Origin of the sequence: Lactococcus formosensis, from assembly GCF_037892375.1 — a bacterium.
In the GTDB taxonomy this organism is placed as follows: domain Bacteria; phylum Bacillota; class Bacilli; order Lactobacillales; family Streptococcaceae; genus Lactococcus; species Lactococcus formosensis.
Window position 1 is genome coordinate 1,157,229 of sequence record NZ_CP141721.1, and the last position, 26,280, is coordinate 1,183,508.

At 37.2% G+C, this 26,280-nt stretch carries 28 protein-coding genes, 3 pseudogenes and 1 riboswitch; of the genes and pseudogenes, 22 read left to right on the forward strand and 9 right to left on the reverse strand.

The annotated features are described in order from the left end of the window. Window positions 1–54: 54 nt before the first annotated feature. From VNN39_RS05670 to VNN39_RS05680, 3 genes are all read left to right on the forward strand, one after another. Window positions 55–1,035, forward strand: coding sequence for an NADPH:quinone reductase (locus VNN39_RS05670; protein WP_338996969.1), 981 nt, complete (start codon window positions 55–57; stop codon window positions 1,033–1,035). A gap of 126 nt (window positions 1,036–1,161) precedes the next feature. Further along, window positions 1,162–1,617, forward strand: a complete 456-nt coding sequence (locus VNN39_RS05675) for a MarR family transcriptional regulator (protein WP_165712470.1) — start codon at window positions 1,162–1,164, stop codon at window positions 1,615–1,617. Continuing rightward, window positions 1,607–2,227, forward strand: a complete 621-nt coding sequence (locus tag VNN39_RS05680) for a GNAT family N-acetyltransferase (RefSeq protein WP_165712468.1) — start codon at window positions 1,607–1,609, stop codon at window positions 2,225–2,227. Before VNN39_RS05675 ends, VNN39_RS05680 begins: the two co-directional genes overlap by 11 nt. Window positions 2,228–2,252: 25 nt before the next feature. Here VNN39_RS05680 and VNN39_RS05685 read toward each other — a convergent pair whose 3' ends face one another. Continuing rightward, a complete protein-coding gene (locus tag VNN39_RS05685; RefSeq protein ID WP_338996974.1) occupies window positions 2,253–2,768 on the reverse strand; it encodes a MepB family protein in 516 nt (171 codons plus the stop codon). A gap of 144 nt (window positions 2,769–2,912) precedes the next feature. On the opposite strand from VNN39_RS05685, the gene VNN39_RS05690 reads away from it, so the two are divergent. Both VNN39_RS05690 and VNN39_RS05695 read left to right on the forward strand, forming a co-directional pair. After that, window positions 2,913–3,335: a MarR family winged helix-turn-helix transcriptional regulator gene (locus VNN39_RS05690; RefSeq protein WP_017370986.1), complete on the forward strand. Its 423-nt coding sequence runs from the start codon at window positions 2,913–2,915 to the stop codon at window positions 3,333–3,335. A gap of 1 nt (window position 3,336) precedes the next feature. Further along, window positions 3,337–3,975 (forward strand): nitroreductase family protein, encoded by a 639-nt coding sequence (locus VNN39_RS05695; RefSeq protein WP_019294334.1) that lies wholly within the window; start codon window positions 3,337–3,339, stop codon window positions 3,973–3,975. Between the two features lie 53 nt (window positions 3,976–4,028). Here VNN39_RS05695 and VNN39_RS05700 read toward each other — a convergent pair whose 3' ends face one another. The 5 genes and pseudogenes from VNN39_RS05700 to VNN39_RS05720 form a co-directional block, all read right to left on the reverse strand. After that, on the reverse strand, window positions 4,029–4,715 hold the full coding sequence (locus VNN39_RS05700; RefSeq protein WP_046401215.1) for a B3/B4 domain-containing protein: 687 nt from the start codon (window positions 4,713–4,715) through the stop codon (window positions 4,029–4,031). A 75-nt stretch (window positions 4,716–4,790) separates the two neighbouring features. Then, window positions 4,791–5,213 (reverse strand): annotated as a pseudogene (locus VNN39_RS05705) (GNAT family N-acetyltransferase); the annotation flags it as partial. Between the two features lie 38 nt (window positions 5,214–5,251). Beyond that, entirely contained in the window at window positions 5,252–5,707 is a 456-nt protein-coding gene (locus VNN39_RS05710; protein WP_034999696.1) for a MarR family winged helix-turn-helix transcriptional regulator, read from the reverse strand. Between the two features lie 88 nt (window positions 5,708–5,795). After that, complete coding sequence (locus tag VNN39_RS05715) at window positions 5,796–6,452, reverse strand: CPBP family intramembrane glutamic endopeptidase (protein ID WP_017370982.1); 657 nt, start codon at window positions 6,450–6,452, stop codon at window positions 5,796–5,798. A gap of 117 nt (window positions 6,453–6,569) precedes the next feature. Then, window positions 6,570–7,136 carry a tryptophan transporter gene (locus tag VNN39_RS05720; protein WP_338996976.1) on the reverse strand — a complete coding sequence of 189 codons (567 nt, stop codon included), beginning with the start codon at window positions 7,134–7,136 and terminating at the stop codon, window positions 6,570–6,572. A 313-nt stretch (window positions 7,137–7,449) separates the two neighbouring features. Between VNN39_RS05720 and VNN39_RS05725 the strand changes: the two are divergent. Further along, window positions 7,450–7,987: pseudogene (locus tag VNN39_RS05725) on the forward strand (pyridoxal-dependent decarboxylase); the annotation flags it as partial. A gap of 208 nt (window positions 7,988–8,195) precedes the next feature. Here VNN39_RS05725 and VNN39_RS05730 read toward each other — a convergent pair. Beyond that, the gene (locus VNN39_RS05730; RefSeq protein WP_338996978.1) at window positions 8,196–9,359 is read right to left on the reverse strand and encodes a pyridoxal phosphate-dependent aminotransferase; all 1,164 of its coding nucleotides are present in this window, start codon (window positions 9,357–9,359) and stop codon (window positions 8,196–8,198) included. A gap of 265 nt (window positions 9,360–9,624) precedes the next feature. Then, a riboswitch (Lysine riboswitch) is annotated at window positions 9,625–9,797 on the forward strand. A gap of 366 nt (window positions 9,798–10,163) precedes the next feature. On the opposite strand from VNN39_RS05730, the gene VNN39_RS05735 reads away from it, so the two are divergent. From VNN39_RS05735 to VNN39_RS05805, 15 genes and pseudogenes are all read left to right on the forward strand, one after another. Then, on the forward strand, window positions 10,164–11,423 hold the full coding sequence (locus VNN39_RS05735; RefSeq protein ID WP_338996979.1) for a diaminopimelate decarboxylase: 1,260 nt from the start codon (window positions 10,164–10,166) through the stop codon (window positions 11,421–11,423). 215 nt (window positions 11,424–11,638) lie between these two features. Next, window positions 11,639–12,502, forward strand: a complete 864-nt coding sequence (gene dapA, locus VNN39_RS05740; protein ID WP_206916242.1) for a 4-hydroxy-tetrahydrodipicolinate synthase — start codon at window positions 11,639–11,641, stop codon at window positions 12,500–12,502. Further along, window positions 12,502–13,212 carry a 4-hydroxy-tetrahydrodipicolinate reductase gene (gene dapB, locus VNN39_RS05745; RefSeq protein ID WP_003134265.1) on the forward strand — a complete coding sequence of 237 codons (711 nt, stop codon included), beginning with the start codon at window positions 12,502–12,504 and terminating at the stop codon, window positions 13,210–13,212. Before dapA ends, dapB begins: the two co-directional genes overlap by 1 nt. A gap of 93 nt (window positions 13,213–13,305) precedes the next feature. Next, window positions 13,306–14,004, forward strand: a complete 699-nt coding sequence (dapD, locus tag VNN39_RS05750) for a 2,3,4,5-tetrahydropyridine-2,6-dicarboxylate N-acetyltransferase (RefSeq protein WP_270318328.1) — start codon at window positions 13,306–13,308, stop codon at window positions 14,002–14,004. A 164-nt stretch (window positions 14,005–14,168) separates the two neighbouring features. Next, complete coding sequence (locus VNN39_RS05755) at window positions 14,169–15,161, forward strand: aspartate-semialdehyde dehydrogenase (RefSeq protein ID WP_338996983.1); 993 nt, start codon at window positions 14,169–14,171, stop codon at window positions 15,159–15,161. Further along, entirely contained in the window at window positions 15,158–16,471 is a 1,314-nt protein-coding gene (locus tag VNN39_RS05760) for an aspartate kinase (protein WP_338996984.1), read from the forward strand. Before VNN39_RS05755 ends, VNN39_RS05760 begins: the two co-directional genes overlap by 4 nt. 23 nt (window positions 16,472–16,494) lie before the next feature. After that, entirely contained in the window at window positions 16,495–17,628 is a 1,134-nt protein-coding gene (locus tag VNN39_RS05765) for an N-acetyldiaminopimelate deacetylase (RefSeq protein ID WP_338996986.1), read from the forward strand. A gap of 792 nt (window positions 17,629–18,420) precedes the next feature. Next, entirely contained in the window at window positions 18,421–19,023 is a 603-nt protein-coding gene (locus tag VNN39_RS05770; RefSeq protein ID WP_096369186.1) for a thymidine kinase, read from the forward strand. A 24-nt stretch (window positions 19,024–19,047) separates the two neighbouring features. After that, window positions 19,048–20,121, forward strand: coding sequence for a peptide chain release factor 1 (prfA, locus tag VNN39_RS05775; protein WP_339006955.1), 1,074 nt, complete (start codon window positions 19,048–19,050; stop codon window positions 20,119–20,121). Continuing rightward, on the forward strand, window positions 20,121–20,657 hold the full coding sequence (locus tag VNN39_RS05780) for a hypothetical protein (RefSeq protein WP_338996988.1): 537 nt from the start codon (window positions 20,121–20,123) through the stop codon (window positions 20,655–20,657). The genes prfA and VNN39_RS05780 overlap by 1 nt, the downstream gene beginning before the upstream one ends. A gap of 27 nt (window positions 20,658–20,684) precedes the next feature. Next, window positions 20,685–21,497 carry a peptide chain release factor N(5)-glutamine methyltransferase gene (gene prmC / locus VNN39_RS05785; RefSeq protein WP_338996990.1) on the forward strand — a complete coding sequence of 271 codons (813 nt, stop codon included), beginning with the start codon at window positions 20,685–20,687 and terminating at the stop codon, window positions 21,495–21,497. Further along, entirely contained in the window at window positions 21,498–21,926 is a 429-nt protein-coding gene (locus VNN39_RS05790) for a GNAT family N-acetyltransferase (RefSeq protein WP_338996992.1), read from the forward strand. Between the two features lies 1 nt (window position 21,927). Further along, window positions 21,928–22,530: pseudogene (locus tag VNN39_RS05795) on the forward strand (L-threonylcarbamoyladenylate synthase). A 114-nt stretch (window positions 22,531–22,644) separates the two neighbouring features. Next, window positions 22,645–23,886: a serine hydroxymethyltransferase gene (gene glyA / locus VNN39_RS05800; protein WP_270265288.1), complete on the forward strand. Its 1,242-nt coding sequence runs from the start codon at window positions 22,645–22,647 to the stop codon at window positions 23,884–23,886. A 167-nt stretch (window positions 23,887–24,053) separates the two neighbouring features. Further along, window positions 24,054–24,665, forward strand: coding sequence for a lysozyme family protein (locus VNN39_RS05805; RefSeq protein ID WP_338996999.1), 612 nt, complete (start codon window positions 24,054–24,056; stop codon window positions 24,663–24,665). Between the two features lie 31 nt (window positions 24,666–24,696). Here the strand turns inward: VNN39_RS05805 and VNN39_RS05810 are convergent, their stop codons facing one another. Continuing rightward, window positions 24,697–24,972 carry an acylphosphatase gene (locus tag VNN39_RS05810; protein ID WP_096369193.1) on the reverse strand — a complete coding sequence of 92 codons (276 nt, stop codon included), beginning with the start codon at window positions 24,970–24,972 and terminating at the stop codon, window positions 24,697–24,699. A gap of 60 nt (window positions 24,973–25,032) precedes the next feature. On the opposite strand from VNN39_RS05810, the gene VNN39_RS05815 reads away from it, so the two are divergent. Further along, window positions 25,033–25,761 (forward strand): TrmH family RNA methyltransferase, encoded by a 729-nt coding sequence (locus VNN39_RS05815; RefSeq protein ID WP_270265286.1) that lies wholly within the window; start codon window positions 25,033–25,035, stop codon window positions 25,759–25,761. Window positions 25,762–25,789: 28 nt separating this feature from the next. Here VNN39_RS05815 and VNN39_RS05820 read toward each other — a convergent pair whose 3' ends face one another. After that, window positions 25,790–26,233, reverse strand: a complete 444-nt coding sequence (locus tag VNN39_RS05820) for a flavodoxin (RefSeq protein WP_096369195.1) — start codon at window positions 26,231–26,233, stop codon at window positions 25,790–25,792. Between the last annotated feature and the right edge of the window lie 47 nt (window positions 26,234–26,280).

Consider the following 26,280-nt stretch of genomic DNA (forward strand, 5'->3'; position numbering starts at 1 on the left):
AATCTTGCTATATAATGAGTGCTATAGAAACCTGTAATTCATAAGGAGGAAAATATGAAGGCAATAGAAGTATCTGAATTTGGTAACAGTAACGTTCTTAAGTATAAAGAGCTTAAAGACCCGGTTATGAAAGATGACGAGATTTATGTCAGCCTCAAAGCTGCAGCGGTCAACCCTGTTGAAACCTATGTACGCCAAGGAACATACGCGCAACTGCCTTCGCTCCCTTATATCCCAGGAAAAGATGGAGCTGGGATTGTCAAAGCTGTAGGTGCACAAGTGAAAAACTTTAAGGTAGGTGATCGTGTCTTTGTGACTGTAGAGAGTGATGCTCAGTTTGGAACATATGCGCAAGCAATAACATGCAAGGCCAAAGAAGCGACCTTACTCCCAGAAATTATGACTTATAGTCAAGGAGCAGCACTAGGATCGAGCGGCTTAACCGCCCTTTATGCCCTTAATCAAAAAGCGGGCCTTAAGTCTGGAGAATATATACTTATACATGGTGCAACTGGAGGAGTGGGGACACTTGTCCTTCAATTTGCCAAGCTGTATGGTGCCAAGGTTATTGCAACAGCAGGGTCTGAAAAGGGCCTTGAGATATTGAAAAAGCTTGGTGCAGACTATGTCTTTAACCATCATGCTGAAGGATATATCGAGAGAATACAGGACTTGACAAAGGACCATGGTCTTGATGTGATTATCGAAATGCTTGCAAATGTTAATTTGCAGAAAGACTTAGCTGCTATTGGCAACAACGGGCGAATTGTTATTATTGGTAATCGAGGTGAAGTAACCATTAATCCTCGTGTCTTGATGATGAAAGGGGCACATATCACAGGTCTAATGTTGGCAAATATCACACCAGAAGAAGTGGAGGAAAACACACGCTTGTTACTGCAAGGTTTAAGTGAGGGTGTTAAACCTGTCGTTGATAAAGTATTCCCACTCGAGCAAGCTGCGACAGCGCAAGATTATATCATGGAAAACAAAGGAAGTTTGGGTAAAATCATTCTTGATACGGCAGCTGAATAATCTGAATAGATGAAAAATAAAAAGGCAGGTTTTAATCTGCCTTTTTATTTTAGAAAAGCCTTGACTTTAGTGCGGAATCGTACTATAATAGAATGGTGCGATTTCGCACTAAAAAGGAGCGGTTAAATGAAATATCGGGAAATAATGACACAATTTAGCACAGCGCTTGGCAAACTTGATATGGCTTACGCGCTTGTGGCGCATGAATATAATCTGACTTTTAATGGACTAATGACGCTCTATATTATCGATGAAAGTGATACTGTCACCCAAAAAGAAATAAGTGAAATCTTATTTTTGCCGAAATCAACAGTACATAGCTTACTTTTAAAGTTGCAAAAACAAGATATTCTGCAACTCACTAAAGGAAAAAATGAAAAGGAAAAATTTATCGTTTTCACTCCAAATGGAAGAAAAGTTTTTGAGGAGATTCAGGAGCAAACAGATATCTTTGAAACACAAGTTATAGAAGAATTCGGCTTGAAGAACACACAAGTATTTTTGGAGCATACGAAAACTTTTACCGAAAGCTTGCTCGAAAAAGCACAGGGTATTATGGGGGATAAAAAAGATGAAAATTGAAATAAGAGCATTTGATCCAAAGGATTATCAAAAAGCAATTCAGTTTGCTGTTAAAGGGATGAGTTTTGATAGGTACAGTAATAATAAAACCATCATCAATATGTATGCCAAAAATTTTCTATATTTTGAGCTGTCAAAAGCTACGCAAGCTATTGCTGCCTATGTTGATGGTGAAATGGTGGGCTTATTGCTCGCAGAGATATATGGAGAACCTAAACTGAAACAAACGTTTGGCCAAAAAGCTTACATGAAGACTTTTAACTTTTTGCGGACCTTTTCTAAAAACAAAGGCTTAGACACTTATGAAGCTACGAATAAAGAATTATTACGGTCGTATAAAAGTGAAGCATCACCTGAGGGCGAAATTTTGTATTTGGCTGCTGATCCCGAGAAAAAAATCAAAGGTGTAGGTACCGCTTTAATCAATGAACTCACGGCGCGGGAAGCAGGGAAGGAAATATTTCTCTTCACAGACACAGGTTGTACTTATCAATTTTATGAATATAAAGGTTTTCAAATGACAGGTGCACGAGATATTCAACTTGATTTTGGACAAAATAAAATTGACTTAACCGCAATGCTTTTTAGTAAAAAGTTAGCGCAGCAATAAACAATAAAAAACCGTAGTTTTGAGCTTACGGTTTTTTATTGTTTATTGATGAAGAAGGAAAATACAATTGGTATAATTTTTCTTTTTGGATAATATTAGTAGTATCAATAAAATAATCGCATTGCCATTTTTGGGCAGCCTGCGCAGTTTTGTTGAGTGAAGTTTCCCAGGATGGGTAAAAACGCAAAGCCATTTTTCCAGTAATTCCCTTGTGTTTTAAAATCTTTTTTTCTCGAAGAACGCTCTTGGGAATGATAAACTGGCCACTCAAGGGTCCATCAATGACTGAAATGACAAGTTTATCGGGAAAAGCTTCAAAACTAAAGGGGGTATTTTTGTTGTTGGCGTCCTTTTCCCAAAATGCTACAAAATACCCCTGTTTTTTAGGAGTTTTTTTAGCAAGGCGACTTCGAAAAGATAGACCATCTGCTTGAAAACAAAAACCTTCGTATTCAGAATTATAAGTATCTTTTGTAGGTATACTTGGAGATAAGCCTAAATCATTCAAAAGGGTCGTTATATAGGTCAGCGAATTATACATGGTTTAAGTTTACCACAAGTAAGAGAGAAAAAATCAAAGCTACTTATTTTGACACAGCAGCAATCAAAATAGTTTACAAAAAAATAGGAATGTAGTATCATTGACTAGTCAATGATTGACCGGTCAATTTAAAAAGGGGGACAAATGAACCTTAGACAAATGAGTCAGCTCTTTTACAAGCTAAAACTAGCGAATCAAGAGATGACAACGAAGTTTGAAAAAGAAACTGGCTTTAGTATAACCCGTTATGAGCTTATGATGTTTTTGAAGGAAAACGGTCAATGTTCTCAAGGGCAATTACAGAATGAGTTAAAAATAGACAGTGCAGCTATTACAAGGCATCTAAAATTGCTCGAAGCAAAAGGTTATGTTACCCGTGAGAGAAATAAACAAAACAATCGCGAAGTTTTTGTTAAAATCACGGATAGCTCAAAAGAGGCTTTGGAACGTTGTGAAAGAAACTATAATAACTCTTCTGAGAAAAGTTTAGAGCTAGCACTCACAGCTCAAGAAGAAGACGTACTTCTTGAGCTGCTCACAAAGTTATTGGGACATAAAGGAGAATAAAATGTCAACTCGTATTGTAAATAATGATTTTTCAGAAATCACATTTGGAAGAAAATCCGTGCGTGTTTATGATGAAACTTATAAAATTTCACATGAAGAAATGCTTGAAATGATCCAAGAAGCAACAACAGCACCATCATCTGTAAATATGCAACCTTGGCGTTTTGTTGTTGTTGAAAGTGATGAAGAAAAAGAAAAATTAAAACCTTTAATTCGTTTTAATACCCGTCAAAATGAAACTTCTTCGGCTATGGTTCTTATTTTTGGGGATCTTCTCTGTTATGAATTAGGGGAAGAAATTTATAACCAAGCTGTAGAAGAAGGCAAGATGCCAGCAGAAGTACGTGATCAACAGTTAGAAGCGATTATTCCTTACTACCAAAGCTTTAGTAAAGAAGAAATGAATGATGTTGTCAAAATTGATTCAAGCTTAGCTGCAATGCAATTTATGCTCATCGCACGCGCTCATGGTTACGAAACAAATCCTATCGGCGGATTCGAGGCAGACCAATTGGCAGAAGCTTTTGGTTTGGACGAAAACCGTTACGTGCCAGTAATGATTTTATCTGTCGGCAAAGCCAAAGAAGCAGGATATGAATCTGTAAGATTAGCGGCTGAAAAAATCACAGAATTTAAATAACAAAAAGATGCTAGATTATCTAGCACTTTTTTATTATTATTTATCTTTCTTTCTTACTTATTGTTGATAATTTGAATTTCTCCCTCAACACCAAGAATATCCTTAATTTTAGCCTGTAACTCTTGGATAGCCTCTAGTGCACGTTCTTGTTGAGAAGGGGTTACTGCTTCAATCACCAAGATGGCGTTTGTAGTTTCTTCTGTCAACATGGTACGTTGGGCTTCACGCCAATTCAAAGAGCGACAGATCGCACCATCAAGGTCATAATATATAATTTCTTGCGCAAGAGCTGGCTCACTCTTTTGCGCCCCCAGAGGATAAAAATCTTCACCCCCCTTGGCTAAGCCTAAATGTAAATCGCCGTTGATTTTATCTAAGTCCTCACCGCCACAAGGTACACCATAACGAAGAGAAATACTATTATAGATATCCACAAGTGGGTTGATTGGTTCTAACTCTTTGCCCTGAGCCACTCTTTTTAAAAGAGCTTCAATAGAAGAGCGTGCACCTTTTTTCTTCTTAAACTGTGTAAAAATATCACGCCATTCGGAGATGACAAAGTTTTCTTTAAAATCATCTTCAACTAAAAATTTTTCAGACTCTTTAAATGCCTCCTTTAGAAGCTCTTGGTAGGGGCCTAAATCATGAACATGATTGTCAATATTGTTTACAACTAAGGTATAGAGTTGAGCTTCTGGAAAAAGTTCCCAAAAGTTTTTATCCACAGTAACAGTTTGCATAGTAGTTCTCCTTATTTCTTTTTTCATGATTAAATCTGTTTGCGTTAAAGTCCCTAAATGAAAATGACGTGACCCACATTCCACATAGCCTTGATTTTTATAAAAACCATAAGCAGTAGGATTGTGCTCCCAGACACTGAGCCAGATATATTCCTTGTGTGTGCGCTGTGCTTCTTCGAAAGCAAAATCTAATAAATGTTTTCCTAAGCCTAAGTGCTGGTAAGACTTTCTAACATATAGTCTTTCCACTTCAAGAGCCTCAGCTAAAGTAGAGTGTTCTGGAAGAGTTGCATTTTTCCACTTGATATAACCTGCGAGACAACCATCTTGGAAAATAAAATAGAAACTATTGTTAGAGTCATTGAATTCTTTGGTTAATTGTTGAGGATTAAAAGCCTTTTCTAAATAAAGCTCTAAATCTTCTGGTGGATTTTGTTCTCCAAAAGTTTCAGCGAAGGTTTCTATACTTAAGTCTTGTAAGACCTGTAGATCCTGCATAGTAACGCGGGAAATTCTAATATTCACACCAACTCCTTTTAGTAGATTCGTTTCTTTCCTTTTTTAACATCGATCCAGTTATCCACGATATTTTGACTGATTTTTCCGAGTAAATTCTCTACTTGAGTAATCTCCTGTGCATTAAGACCGGATAAGGCAACTTGAGTAGAATAGTGAAGCTCTCTGTTTAAGATAGGGTAAACTTCTTTGCCATGAGAAGTAACATATAGTAGTTTATTTTTTTTGTTTCCAGTATCTTCAACTTTTTTTATAAGTTTTTTTTCTACCAATTGATTGATAGCACGACTTGCTGTACTCTTATCGACACATAAAAGTTCAGAAATTTGTTGTTGATTAATTCCAGGATTTTCAAAAATACGACTGAGGTAGAGGTATTGTCCTTTTGCAAGTTTCAGCTCCTTGAATTCAATATTACTGATAGAATCTAAGGCGCGTGCTATAGTACCAATATCTCTTAAAATATTATTTTGAATAGTATTTCTCCTTTCATGGAAGAGGATGTATTGATTATAAAATAAAATAGTTGCGTTTGCAACTATTTGGTTATATATAATAAATACCTTAACTTAATAAGCCTAAAATATTATTCAACATATGAAGACAAATAACAAAAATTAAGGAACGATGAGAGCTTAAATAAGCTAAAGCTAAAAGCATTGCTCCAGGTGCATAGAGGACAAAATCCATAGGTTGCTGCATATGCATAACGGTGAATAAACCAGTAGAAACAAGGACTGCAATTAGTGTTCCTGTATAATTTGAGAGTCTATTAAGGAAGATATGGCGAAAGATAATCTCTTCAATGATGGGTCCTAAAACACCAAGAATAAGGATGGTGAAGAATAAAGGGATTTGCTTACTCATTTCAGAGAGAGCAGCTTGATTTTCAGGGTTTAATCCCTTTCCATAAATACCTTGAGCCAGAGATTCCACCAAAAGTATCGCTGCCATCCATAAGGGGAGGCTTAAAATTTTCCATAAGGAATGCTCCTTAAAATAGCCAAAACTTTCTCTTAATTCTTTTCGAAAAAGAATAAGTGCTGTCAGTGCAGAGACTGTTATACCAACTGCGAAGTTTAAAAAATCAGATTCTACCCAATTTGTCTGAGCTAACTCAGATAGAAAGAGTAAGGGGATCATTCCAAGTTGGAAGGGGACAAATAAAATATATATAGTTAATACAATGAATTCTCTTTTATTATCACGTAAAAAATTCAAAAGTATAGACCTCCTTGTTTGAATTGGCGATTCGCCTCAGATATTTTAACATAGCATAAAGTCTATACCAATTAAATTGTTTATATTTTTATAGAGAGAAGTCTTTTTCATTTCTCATTAAGAAACAGCGAAAAGATATTTTCCTTTAGAAAGTGTTGAAACAAGTTTGTAGAGCAAAATTCCCAGGAAATAATTGACAAATGCCGTAGAAAAAATCGTAATTAAAAGAACAGGAAGGCCCATTTTAAAGACGATCATAAGTTCCGAAATGTGAAGGAAAGTTCCCAAAAGATATACAGCAAAAACATACACACAACCGCTTATCAATGTGGCGAGGAAATAGATTACACCTCTTTTAGCTAAAAAGAATTTGGGAGAAATTCTTAGGACTAACTTATATAAGAGCAGGCAGGCCAAGGCAGACAAGGTGCGGTCAAAAGCAGCAGGAAGCTGAAAAATCGGATTACCACCAAGAATTATGGAAGTAAGGATAACAAGACCACTTGCCAAGAAAACTTGTTTGAATGTGGGTTTGATCATTATACAAAGAAATAAAAAGGCCAAAGAGAAGTCTGGGCGAATAATTCCAGCGATACTCGGAGTGATAATGTTCAAAATTTGGCCAAGAATAATGAAAATCGGAGTAAGTGCAATAGTGTTTGATGATTTGTTTTTTTGATTCATAAAGTTCCTCTTTCTAGTTTTTAATGATAAGGCAGAGTACTTTCTATAACACAAAAAAAGCATAGAAACTTCTATGCTTTAATCATCCAATTTGAGCATAGATACAGGTTTTAGAAAGTACACTAAAATTTGTATCTATGGTTTTCTTCAGTTAGAAGCCATACATACACCTGTATCTTTGCCAAAGTTGAGTAGAATAACAGTTGATCATTGGGTGTACAGCTCCTTTCGTTTTTATTAGGAATAATAATATCATTTTCTAAGAAAGCTGTCAATGCTTTGAACTCACAGAGATAAAGTAGGGAGAAAATCGATCGAACCTCGGGTAGCTTACCAATTGGTTCAAGATGAGATACTAGCTGAAGGAAATGCGCGGTTGGACTTAGTCATTTTTGTCAAACATACATGGAATCTGAAGCAGTAAAACTGATGAGTCAAACTCTAGAGAAAAATGTAATAGATAAATCAGAATACCCAAGAACAATCGAAATTGAAAAACGTCGTGTAAATATAATTGCTGACCTTTGGAATGCAAGTGAAAACGAACAGTTTATGGGAACATCAACAATTGGTTCTTCAGAAGCTTGTATGTTGGGTGGAGCGGCAATGAAATTCTCTTGGCGTAAACGAGCAGAAAAGTTAGGCTTGGACATTAAGGCTAAAAAAACAAATCTCGTTAATTCTTCTGGGCATCAAGTTTGTTGGGAAAATTCTGTGTATATTGGGATATTGAAATGCGTGAAGTACCGATGGACAAAAACCATATGTTAATTAATCTAGACAAGGTTATGGATTATGTTGATGGATATACTATTGGTAATGTAGGAGTTATAGGGATCACATATAGAGGCACATCTTAAAGACCATAATAATCCTAAAAATAAAGTATATGGATTTACACATTAAAACTATCTCTTTTTTATAAGCCAAACCTATTTTCGTTGATTAATAACAAGAGTGAATATATAACAAAAAAGACGAGAAAAAGCTCGTCTTTTTTGAGAAGGTTTACATTAAAGCAAAGATAAACTCTGAGTATAGCACAACGATAATAGTAAGTTATTCCGAAAGATATTCTTTCAATCTCTCCATAGCAATCTCAATCACTTCCATTGAAGCTGCATAGGACAAACGGACATAACCTTCACCATATTGACCAAAGGCTGAGCCTGGAATGAATGCTACATGTTTTTTCTTTGCAAAATCATATAAAAATTCAAAAGAATTGCTGTTATATTCTGCTGGAATTTTGGCAAAAATATAGAAAGCCCCGTCTGGCTTGATAATTTCAAAGCCAAGTTCAGTCATTTTCTCAATAATGTAATCCCGCCGTTTGAGGTATTCGACTTTCATTAGCTCAGCATCATTTTTTCCTTTACTCAGAGCTTCAACTGCTGCCCATTGCGATTGTGTTGAGGCAGAAGTAACCAGATATTGGTGTGTTTTTACAAGCTGATCAATCAAGTATTTTTCTGCAAAAATCAGCCCCATTCGCCAACCCGTCATCGCATGTGATTTTGAAAGGCCATTAAGTACAAAAGTTTGATCACGTAAAAAGGTCGAAATAGAAGTATGTACATGTTGGCTATAGTTAATTTCAGAATAAACTTCGTCAGAAAGGACAAAAATTTCATGTTTTTTGATGATTTCAGCAAGTGTTTTAAGTTGGGCATGAGTGTAAGTTATGCCCGTTGGATTTGAAGGATAATTAAGGATGATAGCCTTGATATTCTCGGTTTCGTTCAATACTTGTTCAAGTTTTTCAGGAGTTAAGACAAATTTATCAGTTGTGGTATCAATCTCGACCAATTGACCGCCAGCTAAGCTTACTACAGGCGCATAACCTGGATAAGCAGGTGCTGGGATTAGAACTTTATCGCCAGGTTCAATAATTGAAAGGAGACAAGTAGCAATCGCCTCTGTGACACCAACTGTGGTCAAAATTTCTGTTTCAGCATCGTAATGCAAATTGTATTTTTCAGCTACAAATTGACTGGCTGCATGACGGAGTTCAATCAGGCCACGCATGCCAGTATAATGACTTTCATCGGCATCAATCGCATCAATTGCAGCTTTTTTGATATGTTCAGGTGTCGGAAAATCTGGTTTACCAAGTGTTAATTTCAAAACATTCGGTATTTTGGAGATTTCCTGATCAAATTCACGAATTTTAGAAATTTCAATTTTTCCAAGATTAGTGTTAAATTTATTTGATAAATCCATACATAGCACCTCCGCAGGTCAATAGTTAAAGTTGGCTTCAAGCAAAAACTCCGTATATTCGTCGTTTTAAATTTGTATTATAGCATTTTATTTTAAAAATTCACAAAACAATGTTGCAAAATATTTTGGAGGTTCAGAAGTTCAGAGAAAAAATACACCTTGTAAACCTTGATTTAAAGCAGTTTTAAAGAAAAAAATAAGTCAATACCAAAAATTTGAAAAGTTTTCAATTGACAAACAATACTGAAAATATTATAATTGTGAAAAATAAATTAGAGGTAGCAATGCAAATGAGTACTACACGAGAGGAGGCATCCGACGACCGTGTACGAAAGGTAATCATTGCCGAACGTTAGCAACAGAGGCATCTGGCTAGCGTGGGGGTATAGGAAACACCTATACCACTCGGACTTGAATAAGTCTGGCGCTAAGTGATCGAACCGAATAATATAGAATTCTTTTTTTACTCTATTTTCATGACGACATAAAAGGCGCTTGTACTTACAAGTGCCTTTTGTTTTTATACGATGTGAGTTTGTAGGTTGAAGCGCGACAACGATAGAATAATGTTTTAGCGAGTCAACGAATAAGAAAAACTCTGCTTCTTACATCAAAACTCATTATATCAGTGGTCAAAGGGCACTGGAGACAGAGTTAAAGATTGAGATGGGGAAAAATATCATTTGGTAGACTAAAAGTAAAATCTTCCTTCTTTCAGTTACAATTTTTGACAAGCCTCCATAGCATTGAAACTACCGAAATCTTCAGATAAAGATTTGCATAGCAAGTCCACAGGAGCATGAAATGAAAGTACCATTTATTACTAAAGATCAATTAGATAAAATTACTGCAGAATTTCCGACACCATTTCATTTGTATGACGAGCACGGAATTCGTGAAAAAGCAAGAGCGCTAAACACAGCATTTTCTTGGAATAAAGGTTTCAAAGAATTCTTTGCGGTAAAAGCTACACCAACGCCTGCAATTTTGAAAATTTTGCAAGAAGAAGGTTGTGGAGCTGATTGCGCGAGTTATGTTGAGCTTATACTGGCAAATAAATGTGGTTTTGATAATTCTGAAATAATGTTTTCATCAAATGACACTCCAGCTGAAGAATTTTTATTAGCCAAAAAGCTAGGGGCTACGATTAATATTGATGCATACAACCATATTGAATTTTTATCCACATTGGCAGGATTTGAATTTCCCGAAACAATGAGCTTACGCTATAACCCTGGTGGAGTTTTTACAATGGGTACCAAAATTATGGATAATCCTGAAGAATCAAAATTTGGAATGACAAAAGCCCAACTGATTCAGGGAATTAGAGATTTGCAAAAGTTGGGTGTGAAGAAATTTGGAATGCATAGCTTTTTGGCTTCAAATACTGTGACAAATGAATATTATCCAAAATTAGCACAGCAATTATTTGAATTAGCACTTGAAATTCGTGAAAAAACAGGCGTTTCTCTTGATTTTATAAATCTTTCTGGTGGTATCGGCGTTAATTATCGTCCGGATGAAGCTCCTAACGATATTGCTGTCATTGGCGAAGGAGTACATCGTGTTTATGATGAAGTTCTAACTGCCAATGGCCTAGGAGAAGTCAAAATTTATACGGAACTGGGACGCTTTATGTTGGCGCCTCATGGCTTACTGGTCACACGTGTCTTGCATAGAAAGCAAACCTATCGGACGTATATTGGTGTGGATGCGAGCGCAGTTAATCTGATGAGACCAGCATTTTATGATGCTTATCATCATATTACTGTTATAGGAAAGGAGGAAGATAAAGTGAAAGAAATTGTTGACGTGACTGGTTCATTATGTGAAAACAATGATAAATTTGCCAGGCAGCGCGAACTTCCTGTGATTGATGAGGGAGACCTATTAGTCATTCATGACACAGGTGCGCATGGTTTTTCGATGGGATATCAGTATAATGCAAAATTACGAAGTGCCGAATTATTGCTTCAGCAAGATGGGAGCACGCGTATGATTCGACGGGCAGAGCGACCTGAAGACTATTTTGCAACATTGGATGGCTTTGAGTTTGAAATCTAACCGAAAATTAGCTGGTAAATGCTTGTAACAGCTTTTACTTCTAACCACTGATAAAATCATAAATAATATTTGGATACAAATTAAAGGAGTGGAGTAAGAACAAGGCGAAGAGAAGATGTTTTTCAAGAGAAAGAAAATTATACGATGAGTAGTTTCCTTTTCTTCTATCGCAACACTCGTCAAAGGTTTCTGAAATATATCTACAGGAGAAAATAATGCTTAAAGGTTCAATTGTGGCGCTCATCACGCCCTTTAATGATGATAATTCTATAAATTTTGAAAAATTAGCTGAGCTGATTGAATTTCAGATTAGCCATGGAAGTGCGGCTATTTCTATTTTAGGCACAACAGGAGAAGCACCGACGATTAGCTTTGAGGAGAAAAAAGCAATCGTTGAGTTTGTAGTTAAACAGGTTGCTGGACGTGTTCATATCAATGTTGGAGCAGGAAGTAATAACACAGCACAAGCAGTGGAATTTGCTCAAGCATTTGAAAAGTTAGGTGCGGATAGTTTGCTTGTGATTACCCCTTATTATAATAAAACCAATGAAACAGGGATGTTAAAGCATTTCACTAAGATTGCGGAGTCTGTCGATATTCCGATTATCATGTACAATGCACCAGGTAGAACAGGAGTGAATCTTTCTGTTGAAGCCGTAGAAGTATTGGCGAAACACCCGAATATTACAGGCTTAAAAGAAGCATCAGGCGATATTGCCTATGTGGAAAAAATTAGCCGCTATCTTTCTAATAATTTTGCATTATATAGTGGTAATGACGATATGATAGTTCCATGCCTGAGTTTAGGCGCTTCGGGTGTAATCAGTGTTTGGGCTAACTTCATGCCAGATGTAGTTAAGGAGTTAATCGAAACTTTTGCGACCAACCCAGCTCATTCTTTGAGTCTGCAACAAAAATATTTGAACTTGATTGACAGCTTATTTATAGAAGCAAATCCAATTCCTGTCAAATTTGTGATGAATCAACTCGGTTATAATGTCGGCTCTGTTCGGTTGCCACTTGACGAGCCATCCGAAACGGCAAAAATTCAACTTCTTAAAGAATTGGAGATTTTATAATGAAAGTTTTACAAATTGGAACAGGTACAATGGGCGGGCTGCTTGCGGCAGAGCTAGAAAAAGAGCATGAATTAACAGTCGTATCCTTAACAAAGGATATTCCAGAAGAAAAATTCGATGTGATCATTGATTTTTCACACCCTGAGAATCTCAATAATCTTGCTAAATATCTAGAAAAGCATCCAACAGCCACAGTTATTGCCACAACAGGCTTTGACGACATACAAAAGGTAACAATTGATCACCTTTCTGAAAAAATGCCTGTATTATTTAGTGGCAATTTTAGTATTGGAGTTATCTTGATGAATCGTTTAGTCAAAGAAATGACCTATATTTTATCGGACAGTTTTGATATTGAAATCATTGAAAAACATCATAATAAAAAAATAGATGCACCATCTGGTACGGCAAAGATGTTGCTTGACAGTATCAATGAAACATTGGACTATAAAGTTGTTCATGGACGTTCAGGTATAAAGCCACGTGAGAAGAAAGAGATTGGAGTACATGCTGTTCGAGGGGGGACAATCGTTGGTGAACATGAAGTAATATTTGCAGGAAGGGACGAACTTCTTACGATTAAGCATGAAGCTCTTTCGAAAATGATTTTTGTAAAAGGGGCGATCACAGGGATGAATTGGCTTATTCATCAAGAAAGTGGGATGTATTCAATGGAGGAAGTTCTTTTTGGAAAAGACGGAGTGAATTAAGTCCTATTTTTATAGAAGAGAAACAATAAAATAAATTTTGGATATTCCTTAAAAAACTTAGTTTTTATAGGATTACTCACAAGAAGGAGATTTATGGAAGTACAAAAAATTTCGGCTCAAGAAATTATTCAATATATTGGAAATGCTGAGAAAAAAACAACAGTTAAAGTAACTTTTGAAGGTCAATTGACAGGTCAAATACCAAAAGAAATCATCAAAATCAGCAATACTTTGTTTGGGGATTGGAGTTTGATTCAACCGCTTTTGGCTGACATGACTGAAAATAAAGATTATATTGTGGAGCTTGATAGCCGCAATTCAGCTGTACCCTTGCTTGATATTCGCGATGTCAATGGACGTATCGAGCCAGGCGCAATTATCCGTGAACATGTCGTAATTGGTGATCATGCAGTAATCATGATGGGAGCAATTATTAATATAGGTGCTGAAATTGGGGCTGGTACAATGATTGATATGGGTGCTGTTCTAGGAGGACGTGCAACAGTTGGTAAAAATTCCCATATTGGTGCAGGCGCAGTACTTGCTGGTGTAATTGAACCAGCTTCATCTGTGCCTGTGCGTATTGGGGATAATGTACTTGTGGGTGCAAATGCAGTGGTTATTGAAGGTGTACAAGTCGGTTCAGGTTCAGTTGTTGCGGCCGGTGCTATTGTGACACAAGATGTTCCTGAAAATGTAGTTGTTGCTGGTGTGCCAGCCCGTATTATCAAGAAAATTGATGCCCAAACGCAGCAAAAAACCGCATTAGAAGAAGCATTGAGAAATTTGTAAAATTGCCATAAGGGGAGACTATTTATCAACATATAGGATGCTTCGTACGCTATTAATAAATGGAGTATATCGTCCATGCACTTCAAATAGCGCCAAGTTATTTAACTCTAGAGTGTACGAACTTTTTCTTCGAGTATCTTATATCCAAAGAAGAAAGGATAAAAATGAAAAAATATAATATATGTGTTGTGGGTGCAACTGGACTTGTTGGTCGTACTTTTCTCGATATTTTAGAACAAAGAAATTTTCCAATTAAAAACTTGAAATTATTAGCCTCAAGTCGTTCGGCAGGTTCAGTTTTGCCTTTTGCGGGTCAAGAATACGTAGTTGAAGAATTAACGGCTGATTCATTTAATGGTTATGATCTTGCCCTTTTTAGTGCTGGAGGAGAAACTTCTGAACAATTTGCCCCAATTGCACGAGAAAAAGGGTTGGTTGTCATTGATAACTCATCAGTTTGGCGTGAAAATCCTGAAATTGGCCTGGTTGTTCCAGAAATTAATATCCAAGATACGCAAATGAATAAAATCATTGCCAATCCAAACTGTTCAACGATTCAATCTGTTTTGCCGCTTTATGCTTTGGAAAAAGCCTTTGGCATTTTACAAGTGAACTATACGACTTTCCAAGCAGTAAGCGGAAGCGGACAGAAAGGTCGTGACGATTTACTTCGGACACGTCAAGGCAAGGTACCAGAATTTTATCCATATAATATCTCTGAAACAGCGCTTCCTGAGATTGATGTATTCTTTGAAAATGGATATACCAAAGAAGAGATGAAAATGGTCAATGAAACACGTAAAATCTTACATAAGCCAGAGTTGGCTGTTTCAGCAACTTGTGTACGTGTTCCAGTAATAAACAGTCACGGTGTGAGTATCCAGGTAATATTGGATCAGCCTTTCACGCTTAGCGAAGTTCGTGAGGTTTTTGCAAACCAAGAAGGTATAACTCTTATCGATAACCCTAAAAATCATGAATATCCAGTTTCAACAATCGCAAATGGTAATGATAATGTTTATGTTGGACGTATTCGCGAAGATTTGGCGCAACCAAATAGTTTACTCTTTTACTGCGTAGCTGATAATATCCGTAAAGGCGCAGCATTAAATGCAATTCAAATTGCGGAACATATGATCCAGGAGAATTTAATTTGACATTAACTATTGCAAAATTTGGCGGTTCATCCTTATCTACAGAAAGCCAATTTCAAAAAGTAAAAAATATTGTCAGCCAAGATGAAACGAAAAAAATTGTCGTTGTTTCAGCGATTGGACGTAAAAATCCATCTGATGATAAGGTTACCGACTTGCTCTATCTCATTGCGGCTCATGTGAAACACGGTGTTTCTTACCAAGCACTTTGGGATAATTTAGTCACTCGATTTGTTGCAGTCAAAGAAGAATTGCAGCTTAAATACGACATCTTATCACATTTAGAGAAACTTAAATGTGAGCTGGATTCGGGGCAGTTTACAGAGGATTATCTGGTGAGTCGTGGCGAGTATTTTACAGCTCATCTAATGGCGGAATATCTGGGCTATCAATTTATTGATGCGGCTGAAGTAATTTCCTTTTCAGGTAACGGTCGTATCAATTTGGAAATGTCAAAACGTTTGTTGCAGGAACAATTCTCTGGAATCGAGAGAATTGTTCTCCCAGGATTTTACGGTGCTTTCCAAAATGGAAAAATCAAACTTTTGAGTCGTGGTGGTTCAGATATTTCAGGAGCAATACTGGCAAGCTGTTTAGGTGCTGATAAATATGAAAACTGGACAGATGTATCAGGTGTAATGATGGCAGACCCGCGTATTATTAACGATCCAGCAACGACCAGTGAATTGACTTATGAAGAGTTGAGTGAATTATCTTATATGGGAGCAAGTGTGCTGCATGCTGAGACGATTTATCCGCTTCGTGAACTCAATATTCCTTTGCATATTAAAAATACGAATGCTCCAGATGCCGAAGGCACTTTGATTTTGGCAGAACGTCGTACGCATACGACACAAGTTTCAGGAATTTCAGGCAGGAAAAACTATGTTTCAATTAATATTGTCAAAAATCAAATGGCAACAGAGGTTGGTTTTTTACAACGTACTTTGAAAATTTTTGCTGATTATCATTTGAATATTGAACATCTCCCTACAGGTATCAATCAAATCGGAGTTATCGTCGAAATGGTTGAAGTAGAAGAGATTTTGCTTGATTTACTGGACCGCCTAAAAAAAGCTTTGAAAGCAGATGATGTCACAGTCAAAGAAAATATTTCGCTTTTGACAGTTGTAGGTGAAGAAATTATACGCTCAGCAAAAGTTACGAACAAAATTTTTACGGCACTGGCTAAAGAAGATATTGATATTGAGCTTATTACACAAAGCCCGCGTGGAATCAATATCATTGTTGGTGTTGCCAACAAGCATTATCAAAGGGCTTTAGTCGCCTTATATGAAGAATTGACAAGCTAAAGGACTTAATAAGGAGGTGTAGAGTGCCTTTTACAAATGAAGAATTGCTTCAAATACGCCGGGAATTGCACGAAATTCCTGAGCTTGGTATGGCAGAATTTGAAACTCAGGCTTATCTATTAGATAAAATACAGCAAATGACCCAAACACTTAAGCATGTCAAAATTCGAACTTGGAAGACAGCCGTTCTAGTCAAAATAACAGGATTTGACTCAGACAAAATTATAGGCTGGCGTGCAGATATGGACGGGCTTCCAGTTAATGAAGAAACAAGTTTAGAATTCAGTTCAAAGCATGAAGGAAGAATGCACGCTTGTGGCCATGATATACACATGACTGTAGCACTTGGTTTATTAAAAATTGCTACTGAAACCCCAAGTAAAAATGACCGCCTTTTTCTTTTTCAGCCCGCTGAAGAAAATCTCTCAGGCGCAAAACTTTTATATGAGGCAAACGTTTTTGCGGATTGGTTACCGGATGAGTTTTATGCACTTCATGTTCATCCAGAACTACCTGTCGGACAACTAGCAACAAACAATCACACATTATTTGCAGGAACTTGTGAGGTTAGTATTAAGTTTATTGGAAGGGGAGGTCACGCAGCGTTCCCCCAGAATAGTAATGATATGGTAGTTGCTGTGAGTCATTTTGTAACGCAAGTGCAGACAATCATCTCGCGAAATGTTGGGCCAATGGAAAATGCTGTTGTGACTTTTGGCAAGATGCGTGCTGGAATGACTAATAACGTGATTGCCAAAGAAGCGGAAGTTCACGGAACAATTCGTACCTTGACGAAGGAAATGAACGAACTAACACAAAAACGTATCACACAAATCGCTGAAGGTATTGCGCAATCCTTTGACTGCCAAGCGGAAATTATACTAAAACAAGGAGGTTATCTTCCTGTTATTAATAATAAAAATCTTGCAGACCAACTGATGACTTTTCTGAAAGAAAAGCCAACAGTTAATTTTTCAGAAATTTCCCCCTTGATGACAGGGGAGGATTTTGGATACTTATTAGATAAAGTACCTGGTGTGATGCTCTGGCTCGGTGTTCAATCAGACTATCCCTTACATCACGAAAAGATGTCTCCAAAAGAAGCAGCTATAATGCCTGCAGTGGAAGCGCTCAGTGCCTGGCTAGCTACTCGATAAATTTCTTTACAACTGTTGGTATTAAACTGGCAGTTTTTTGATTGTAGTTTATAGTATCAATGGATTCTTAATACTTTTAGTATTAGGAATGAGTAAAACAGAAATATTGAAGCAGAAGGAGTTTCAAACTTTTATTCGATAAAGGTTTCTACCGCTGGAAACAAAATTTGTGAACTAAAAAATCCAAATACTTCATACAAGGAAATTATTTTAGAATAGCTGGGCCTGTATCGTTACCAGTATTCGATGAATTTATCTGATGAATTTTTAAAAATAAAAGACGAGGAAAAATACAGATAAAAATGATATAATAAGTATGTTTTTTATTCTGCACTTTTCCCAAAAGAAAAGGCAGAAATATAAAAGTTGAAGATATAAAAGTAGGAATTTTATAGTCATAAACTCGATAAATAACTTTCTATCTTTTAAATATTATGGACAAGAAACGGGGCTAGATAAGCAATTCTCTTGCCATTGTATGCGCCACTCTCATATTTCATTATTAGCAGAAATGGGAATAAACCAAAAAGTGGTGATGCAAGAGTTGGTCACGCAACATCCACTATTACCAATAATATATATACCCACGTCATACCTAATATGTCTAAAGAATTAAACCAAAAAATGAATAGAATTAACAAAATTTTTTAAGCAAATTTGGTGGGCAAAAAAGTGGGCAGAAATGAATGAAAAATAGTGATAATTAATGAGATTATTATCGAAAATAATAATATCACTGAAAAATGCTATTAAATAAGGCTTTTAAGCCATTTTTATAAAGGGGAAAGAAAATTGGCACAATTGTACTTCAAATACGGCAGTATGAATTCAGGCAAAAGTATCGAAATCTTGAAAGTTGCCCATAATTATGAAGAACAGGGAAAACCTGTTTTGATTATGACTTCTAGTTTAGATACACGTGCCGGTGTTGGTATAGTCGCCAGTCGTATTGGTATGAGTAGCGAAGCTGTAGCGATCGACGATACCATGAATGTCTATGAATATATCAAAAGCTTGCCGATACGACCTTTTTGTGTGCTGATTGATGAAGCTCAATTTCTCAATAAACAAAATATTTATGACCTGGCACGCGTAGTCGATGATTTAAATGTCCCTGTGATGGCTTTTGGCTTAAAAAATGATTTTAGAAATGAACTTTTTGAAGGCTCAAAATACTTATTGCTTCTGGCTGATAAAATCGAAGAAATTAAAACGATTTGCTGGTATTGCAGTAAAAAAGCAACGATGGTCTTACGTATGGTTGAAGGCGAACCTGTATATGAAGGCGAGCAACTTCAGATTGGTGGTAATGAGAGTTACATTCCAGTGTGCCGTAAGCACTATTTTCACCCTTTGAAAAAGATGGATAGTAATCGTATAAACGAAGAGATATAAAAAAGAAGTAAGGAAAAATAAAAAATGTTTGATCAACTTGAAACGATGGTAGGACGATATGAGGAGCTGGGCGAATTACTCAGTGATCCACAGGTTGTCAATGATACAAAGCGCTTTATGGAACTTTCACGTGAAGAAGCGAATCTGCGAGATACTGTAGCGACTTATAACGAATATAAAAAAGTACTTGAAACTATTTCTGACAGTGAAGAAATGCTTGGTGAAGGTGGCCTTGATGAGGACATGAAAGAAATGCTCAAAGAGGAGCTTTCAGAAGCAAAATCAGCTAAAGAAGAACTGGAAGAAAAGATTAAAATTCTCTTGCTTCCTAAAGACCCAAATGATGATAAAAATATCATCTTAGAAATTCGCGGCGCAGCAGGTGGTGATGAAGCAGCTCTTTTCGCTGGCGATTTGCTAAATATGTACCAACATTATGCAGAGTCACAAGGTTGGAAATTTGAAATCATGGAAGCCAGTGTGACAAGCATTGGGGGTTATAAAGAAGTTTCAGCTCTTGTTTCGGGAACTTCTGTTTACAGCAAACTAAAATATGAATCTGGCGCTTACCGCGTCCAGCGCGTGCCATCAACAGAAACACAAGGTCGTGTACATACTTCAACAGCAACAGTTCTTGTCATGCCTGAAGTTGAAGAATTCGAGATGAAAATTGAGCAAAAAGATCTCCGTGTTGATATCTACCACGCCTCAGGTGCTGGTGGACAAAATGTCAATAAGGTTGCGACAGCTGTACGTATGGTTCACTTGCCTACAGGTATCAAAGTCGAAATGCAAGAAGAACGTACGCAGCAAAAAAACCGTGACAAGGCTATCAAGTTGCTTAACACAAAGGTATTTGATTACTATCAACAAATTGAGTTGGATAAACAAAACGCCGAACGCAAGTCTACTGTCGGAACAGGTGACCGTTCAGAACGTATCCGTACCTATAATTTCCCACAAAACCGTGTGACAGATCACCGTATCGGACTGACTTTACAAAAGTTAGATACGATTCTTTCTGGTAAAATGGATGAAGTCATTGATGCACTCGTGGTTTATGATCAAACCGAAAAATTGGCGGAGCTTAACAAGTAATGACTGTATTTCAATTTGAAGGGTTTACGATTCAGCTACGGTCAGAGGAACAAAGACGTATGGAAACGGCGAAGAGAGCGAAGGACGTTGAGACAAAAGTCCTTGTCTTTGAAGTTAGTAACCAAGAAACGCACTTTGATTTGCTCTATTGCCAAGCAATTAACCAAGATTATTGGATTACCATTGAAAATGTTGAGAGTCCTTCAAAGCATCTTCAGAGGTTGGATAGACGCGTACGGATGAGCATTGACTTTTATAAGGACAATGCTTATTGTCGTCTTTGGCAAGAGCTCAAAGAAGGAGACAATTGGAGCAAACGTAAAAAAGTTCTTTCTCTTACAGAATTTGGCAAATACAGCAGTCAATCAGTGACGGAAATTATGAAAAGCTTTGATGCACTGGCTCTAGGAAGATTGGAAAATATTGTCAATGAGAAAAATAGGACACGGAATGAAAATGGTGTCCTTTTTGAAAAAGATAATCTGAAAATCCCCATCATCATTTATTTATTGGGGCGTGTTTTCCCTCTCCTTTAAAATGAGAGGAAAGTGAGGAAAGAAAAAATGTTATGGATTGAGGCTGTGCGCCAATTATCTCAAGATTTGGAAGAGCCTTTCGCTCTGGAATTCGTCTGGAGAAATTTACACGAGATTACAAAATTACAGTGGTTAAATTTACAAAGAGAAACGATTTCAGATACGGATTTAGCTGTACTTACATCTGTCGCGCAGCGTTTAAAAAATAATGAACCGCCACAATATATTGTGGGATGGGCTGAATTCTGTGATTTAAAACTTGCTGTGGATGAGCGTGTTCTGATTCCACGTCCAGAAACAGAAGAGCTGGTGCAGATGATTCTCGCTGAAAATGAGCAAGATAAACGCGCGGTTTTAGATATTGGTACAGGATCGGGAGCTATTGCTCTAGCGCTCGCTCAGAAAAGAAAACAGTGGGACATTACTGCATCGGATCTTTCAGAAAAAGCACTTGATCTTGCCCAGTTGAATGCAAAAACACATCAACTATATCTTAATTTCATTCTCTCTGATGTCTTTGAAAATATCTCAGGACAATACGACATCATTGTGTCTAATCCTCCCTATATTGCCTTTGATGAAATTTATGAAATGGATCAGTCTGTTATTCGTTTTGAACCAGATAGTGCCCTCTTTGCTGAAAAGCAAGGGCTAGCAATTTATCAGAAAATTGCTGAAGAAGCTCGCCAATTTTTAAAGCCAGAAGGAAAAATATATCTAGAAATTGGGTATAAGCAAGGTTCAGCAGTGAAGGACTTATTTGAGAAAGCTTTTCCTACTAAAAAAGTTCGTGTGCACCGCGATATATTTGAAAAAGACCGTATGATAAGTGTGACATAGATGGAAATAAAACGTATAGAAGTAGAGAAAGATAGATATCTTCCTTTACTTCTTTTAGCAGACGATTATGAGCATATTATGACGTATCTTGCAAAGGGTAAACTTTTTGTATTGATGAATCAGGCCGAAGTTAGGGCAGTGTGTGTGGTCAGCTCAACTCTCGAAATCGAAAATCTAGCTGTAGCTACTGCAGCACAGGGTCAGGGCTATGGCAGAGCACTTTTAGATTACCTTTTTAAAAAGTACAAAGGCCAAGGCGTTATGACCGTTGGAACCGACGAGGAATCTGGAAATGTTCTTTTTTATAAAGCTTGTGGTTTTACATACACCCATAAGATAAAAAATTATTTTATTGACCATTATAGTTTTCCTATTTACGAAAATGGGAAATTACTTAAAGATAAATGCTACTTAAGAAAGGAGCTATAAAATGACAGTTGAAAAAGCAATAGCAGCTTTAAAAGCAGGAGAATTAGCAGTATTACCAACAGAAACAGTATATGGTATTTTTGCGGATGCCACCAACGAGGCAGCAGTCCAAAAACTTTATGCTGTAAAAGGAAGGCCTGTTGAAAAAGCGTTAAATATGAACGTGTCAGACTATGATACAATTTTAAGATTTTCAGTGCATCAGCCTGCTTATCTTGAAAAACTCGTACAAACTTTTCTACCTGGACCATTGACAATTATTTTAGAAGCCAGTCCTGAAGTTCCTGAGTGGATTCATGTTGGGAAAACCACTGTTGGATTCCGTATGCCGTCTATTTCAGCTACGCAAGAAGTAATTAAAGCTTTAGGGGTTTTAGTTGGTCCATCTGCTAATCTTACGGGCTAACCAAGTCCACGTTTCTATGAGGATTTAACATCAGCTATCCTTGATAAAGCAGCTGTTGCACTTCAAGATGATAGCGTTTCTGGCCTAGATACAACGATTCTAGACCTTTCAGGTGAAAAGCCCAAAATTTTACGTCAAGGGGCAATTACAGCTCAACAGCTTCTTGATGCTGTTCCAGAATTATCTGAAATTGTCTAAACAAATAATTTGGTTCGACACTTTGCTTTAGATATAATGGAAGATGTACAAAAGCTACCCACGCAATCAAAAAAAAGCTTGAGGTAAGCATCGTATAAGGCAAAGGAGACACACATGGAAATTTATAATTTTGAAGCGTTTGATCCAGAACTTTGGGCTGCTATACATGCCGAAGAAGTTCGACAACAAGAAACAATTGAGTTAATTGCCTCAGAAAATATCGTATCCCCAGCGGTGCGTGCAGCTCAGGGATCTGTCTTAACAAATAAATACGCAGAAGGTTATCCGGAAAAGCGTTATTACGGCGGGACAGAAGCTGTAGATGTGGTGGAAAACTTGGCCATCGAGCGCGCCAAAGAACTCTTCCATGCAGACTTTGCTAATGTGCAGCCACATTCTGGCTCACAAGCCAATGCAGCAGCTTACATGGCACTGATTGAGCCCGGAGATACTGTACTCGGTATGGACTTGAATTCTGGTGGGCATTTGACTCATGGTTCTCAAGTCAACTTCTCAGGCAAGATGTATAATTTTGTTTCTTACGGTCTTAATCCAGAAACAGAGTTGCTTGATTTTGACGAAATTGCAGAACAAGCTGAAAAGCATCGCCCAGCACTTATTGTTGCTGGAGCATCAGCTTATTCGCGTATTATTGATTTTTCAAAATTCCGTGAGATTGCAGATCGTGTTGGAGCAAAACTAATGGTAGATATGGCTCATATCGCTGGTCTTGTAGCCACAGGCCATCATCCAAGTCCTTTCCCTTATGCAGATGTAGTAACCTCTACAACGCATAAAACATTGCGTGGCCCACGTGGTGGTCTTATTTTGACAAATGATGAAGAGCTAGCTAAAAAAATCAACAGTGCTATTTTCCCAGGGTTACAAGGTGGTCCCTTGGAGCACGTTATTGCTGCTAAAGCAGTTGCTTTTAAAGAAGCTTTGTCACCAGATTTTTCAACTTATATTGACCAAGTAGTGAAAAATACTGCAGCTATGGCTGATGAATTTAGTAGAGCTGGTTTACACGTTATCTCAGATGGCACAGACAATCATTTGTTCCTTGTTAAAGTAACAGAGCTTGGAATCAACGGTAAAGAAGCACAAAATCTACTCGATACAGTTAACATCACACTCAATAAAAACTCTGTTCCTGGTGAGGAGCTTAGTCCTTTTAAAACAAGTGGCGTACGTATCGGTGCAGCAGCAATCACTAGTCGCGGTATGAAAGAAGAAGAAAGCCGTAAGATTGCACAAGCAATTATTAAAGCATTATCGAATAAAGATGACGAATTTGCCCTTCAAGAGGTTCGCCAATTTGCATTAGATTTGACAAAAGGGTTTCCATTAGTCTAGAATATAGGTACGACTTTTTTAACAAAATTTCCACCAACCCGAATAAAAATGATCAGTGATAAGTAAATAAAGGTGGAAATGCTAGAGAAGTTTTTAACATGAGATGGCATAAAATAACAACTGGAATTGAGACACGAGCCGTCGAAAAAATGATTAGGAATAGATAAATGTTGAAAATTTTGAAGCTATTCATCAAGCTTGCGCTACTGGCAGCAGTGGTTGGAGCAGGTTTTTACGTGCACAGAACTTATAAAAACGTAAAAAACGTGATGCAATATGAAAAATCGGTTGATGCAACCCTGAAAGCTCAAGGCTTGGAGGGAGATACAAAACTTGCATTAGCTATTATTTATACAGAGACAAAAGGAAATGCTGCGGATGTTATGCAGTCGAGCGAGAGTTTGAATGGTAATCAAAACAGTATTTCAGATGAAGATAAGAGTATCGAGCAAGGGGTTTCCAATCTTTGTAAAGTTTTAGAGTACGCTGAAGATAAAAATGTTGATATTTGGACAGGGGTTCAAGCATATAACTTTGGTCAAGCATACATAGATTATGTTGCGAAAAATGGTGGAAAAAATAATTTAGAACTGGCTGAAAAATATTCGCGTACAGTTGTAGCACCTAGTTTGGGAAATACGACAAGCGCAACGTACTATCATGTCACTGTTGATTCTTTGATAAATAGCAGAGGAAAACTCTACGTTAATGGTGGAAATATGTACTATGCTGATGAAGTCAAATGGCATCTGATGCTTCTTAATCTTTTTAATTGGTAATAAAAAGACTGTTTCAGACAGTCTTTTTTTATTAATATTTAATATCGAAATTTTTAAAGTCTGGGAATTCGTCCGGATATATTTCGAGATTTGTGACTGAGGCAAAAGGAGTTGGTCCTTTACGAAGTTTATCTTCAAAATCTGATAAAGCTTTCTGGCTATTTGATTGGACATAAAGGCCCACAGTGCCATCGGAATTATTCCAAACGCGACCTTTAAGATTGAGCTGACGTGCGATTTGGACTGTACCATAGCGGAAACCCACACCTTGTACTTGACCATGGGCTACCATTTTAATCTTATACATATATACCTCCTTATAGGAAAATAAAAAATCTTCATATATTCTATGTTATAATTATAGCAAATGGAAATTATTACAGCAAAAGACAATAAAAAAATAAAAGAAGCACGTAAGCTGCTGACAAAGAAAAAATACCGCAAAAATTCTTATCTTATTGAGGGCTTTCATTTGCTAGAAGAAGCTGTCAATTCGGGAGCAAAAATTTTACAAATCTTTGTAGAAGAGAACAAATATCAGCAAGTTGCACATCTGGAAGAAGTTATCGCAGTGAGTTCAGAAGTTCTCAAAAGCCTATCGGATGCTGGAACACCGCAAGGTGTTGTCGCTGAGGTAGCTTTCGAAGAAGTGAAAGTGGAGTTGAAGCACGGTAAGTACTTAGTACTTGAAAATGTCCAAGATCCCGGAAATGTCGGGACGATGATTCGGACAGCTGATGCTGCAGGATTTTCAGCAGTACTTTGTCTGGGAGATACGGCAGATATTTATGCTCCAAAAGTGATGCGAAGTATGCAAGGGAGTAACTTTCACATTCCTATTTTGTCTATGGCAGATTTTACGGAATTGCAAAAAGCCCACATTCCTCTTTATGTTACCACTTTATCTAACCAGTCCATCAGTCATAAAGAACTTGTAGCAGAAAAGGATTTTGCCTTAGTTATGGGGAATGAAGGCGCAGGTGTCTCTGCTCAGGCAGTCGCGATGGCCGATCAACTTGTCCATATAGAGATGCCTGGACGTGCAGAGTCTTTGAATGTCGCCGTTGCGGCGGGAATTTTGATGTTTAGTCTATAAAAAAACTGCTCATGAGCAGTTTTTTCTTTTATTGAACTTTGGCTGCTAAAGTTTCTGCAAAAGCCTCAAGATTTGTAATATCTTCATCCTCAGCATTCAAGTCAACTTTGACAGAGTCTGCCCCTTTTTCAGCTCCAGTAAGTGCAAATTGTTCCTCAAACATGTCGACACAAATACAGAAATCATCATAGAAAGTATCTCCTGAACCACAAACACCGAAAGTTTTTCCAGAAAGATCAACATCTTGCAAGTCTTCATAGAAATCAACGATTTCATCTGGCAATTCCCCATCACCATAAGTATAAGTGGCAACGATACAAAGATCCGCATCTTCAAATTCGTCAGCATCAACTGAAGTACATTCGTCCAAATCTACATCAAGACCTAAATCTTCCAATTTATCAGCGACGATTTCCGCGATTTCTTGCGTATTACCTGTCATACTTGCATAAACTACTTTTGCTAAAGCCATTTTTTGCTCCCTTGTGAAATTTATATAACAGAATTATATCAAGAAAT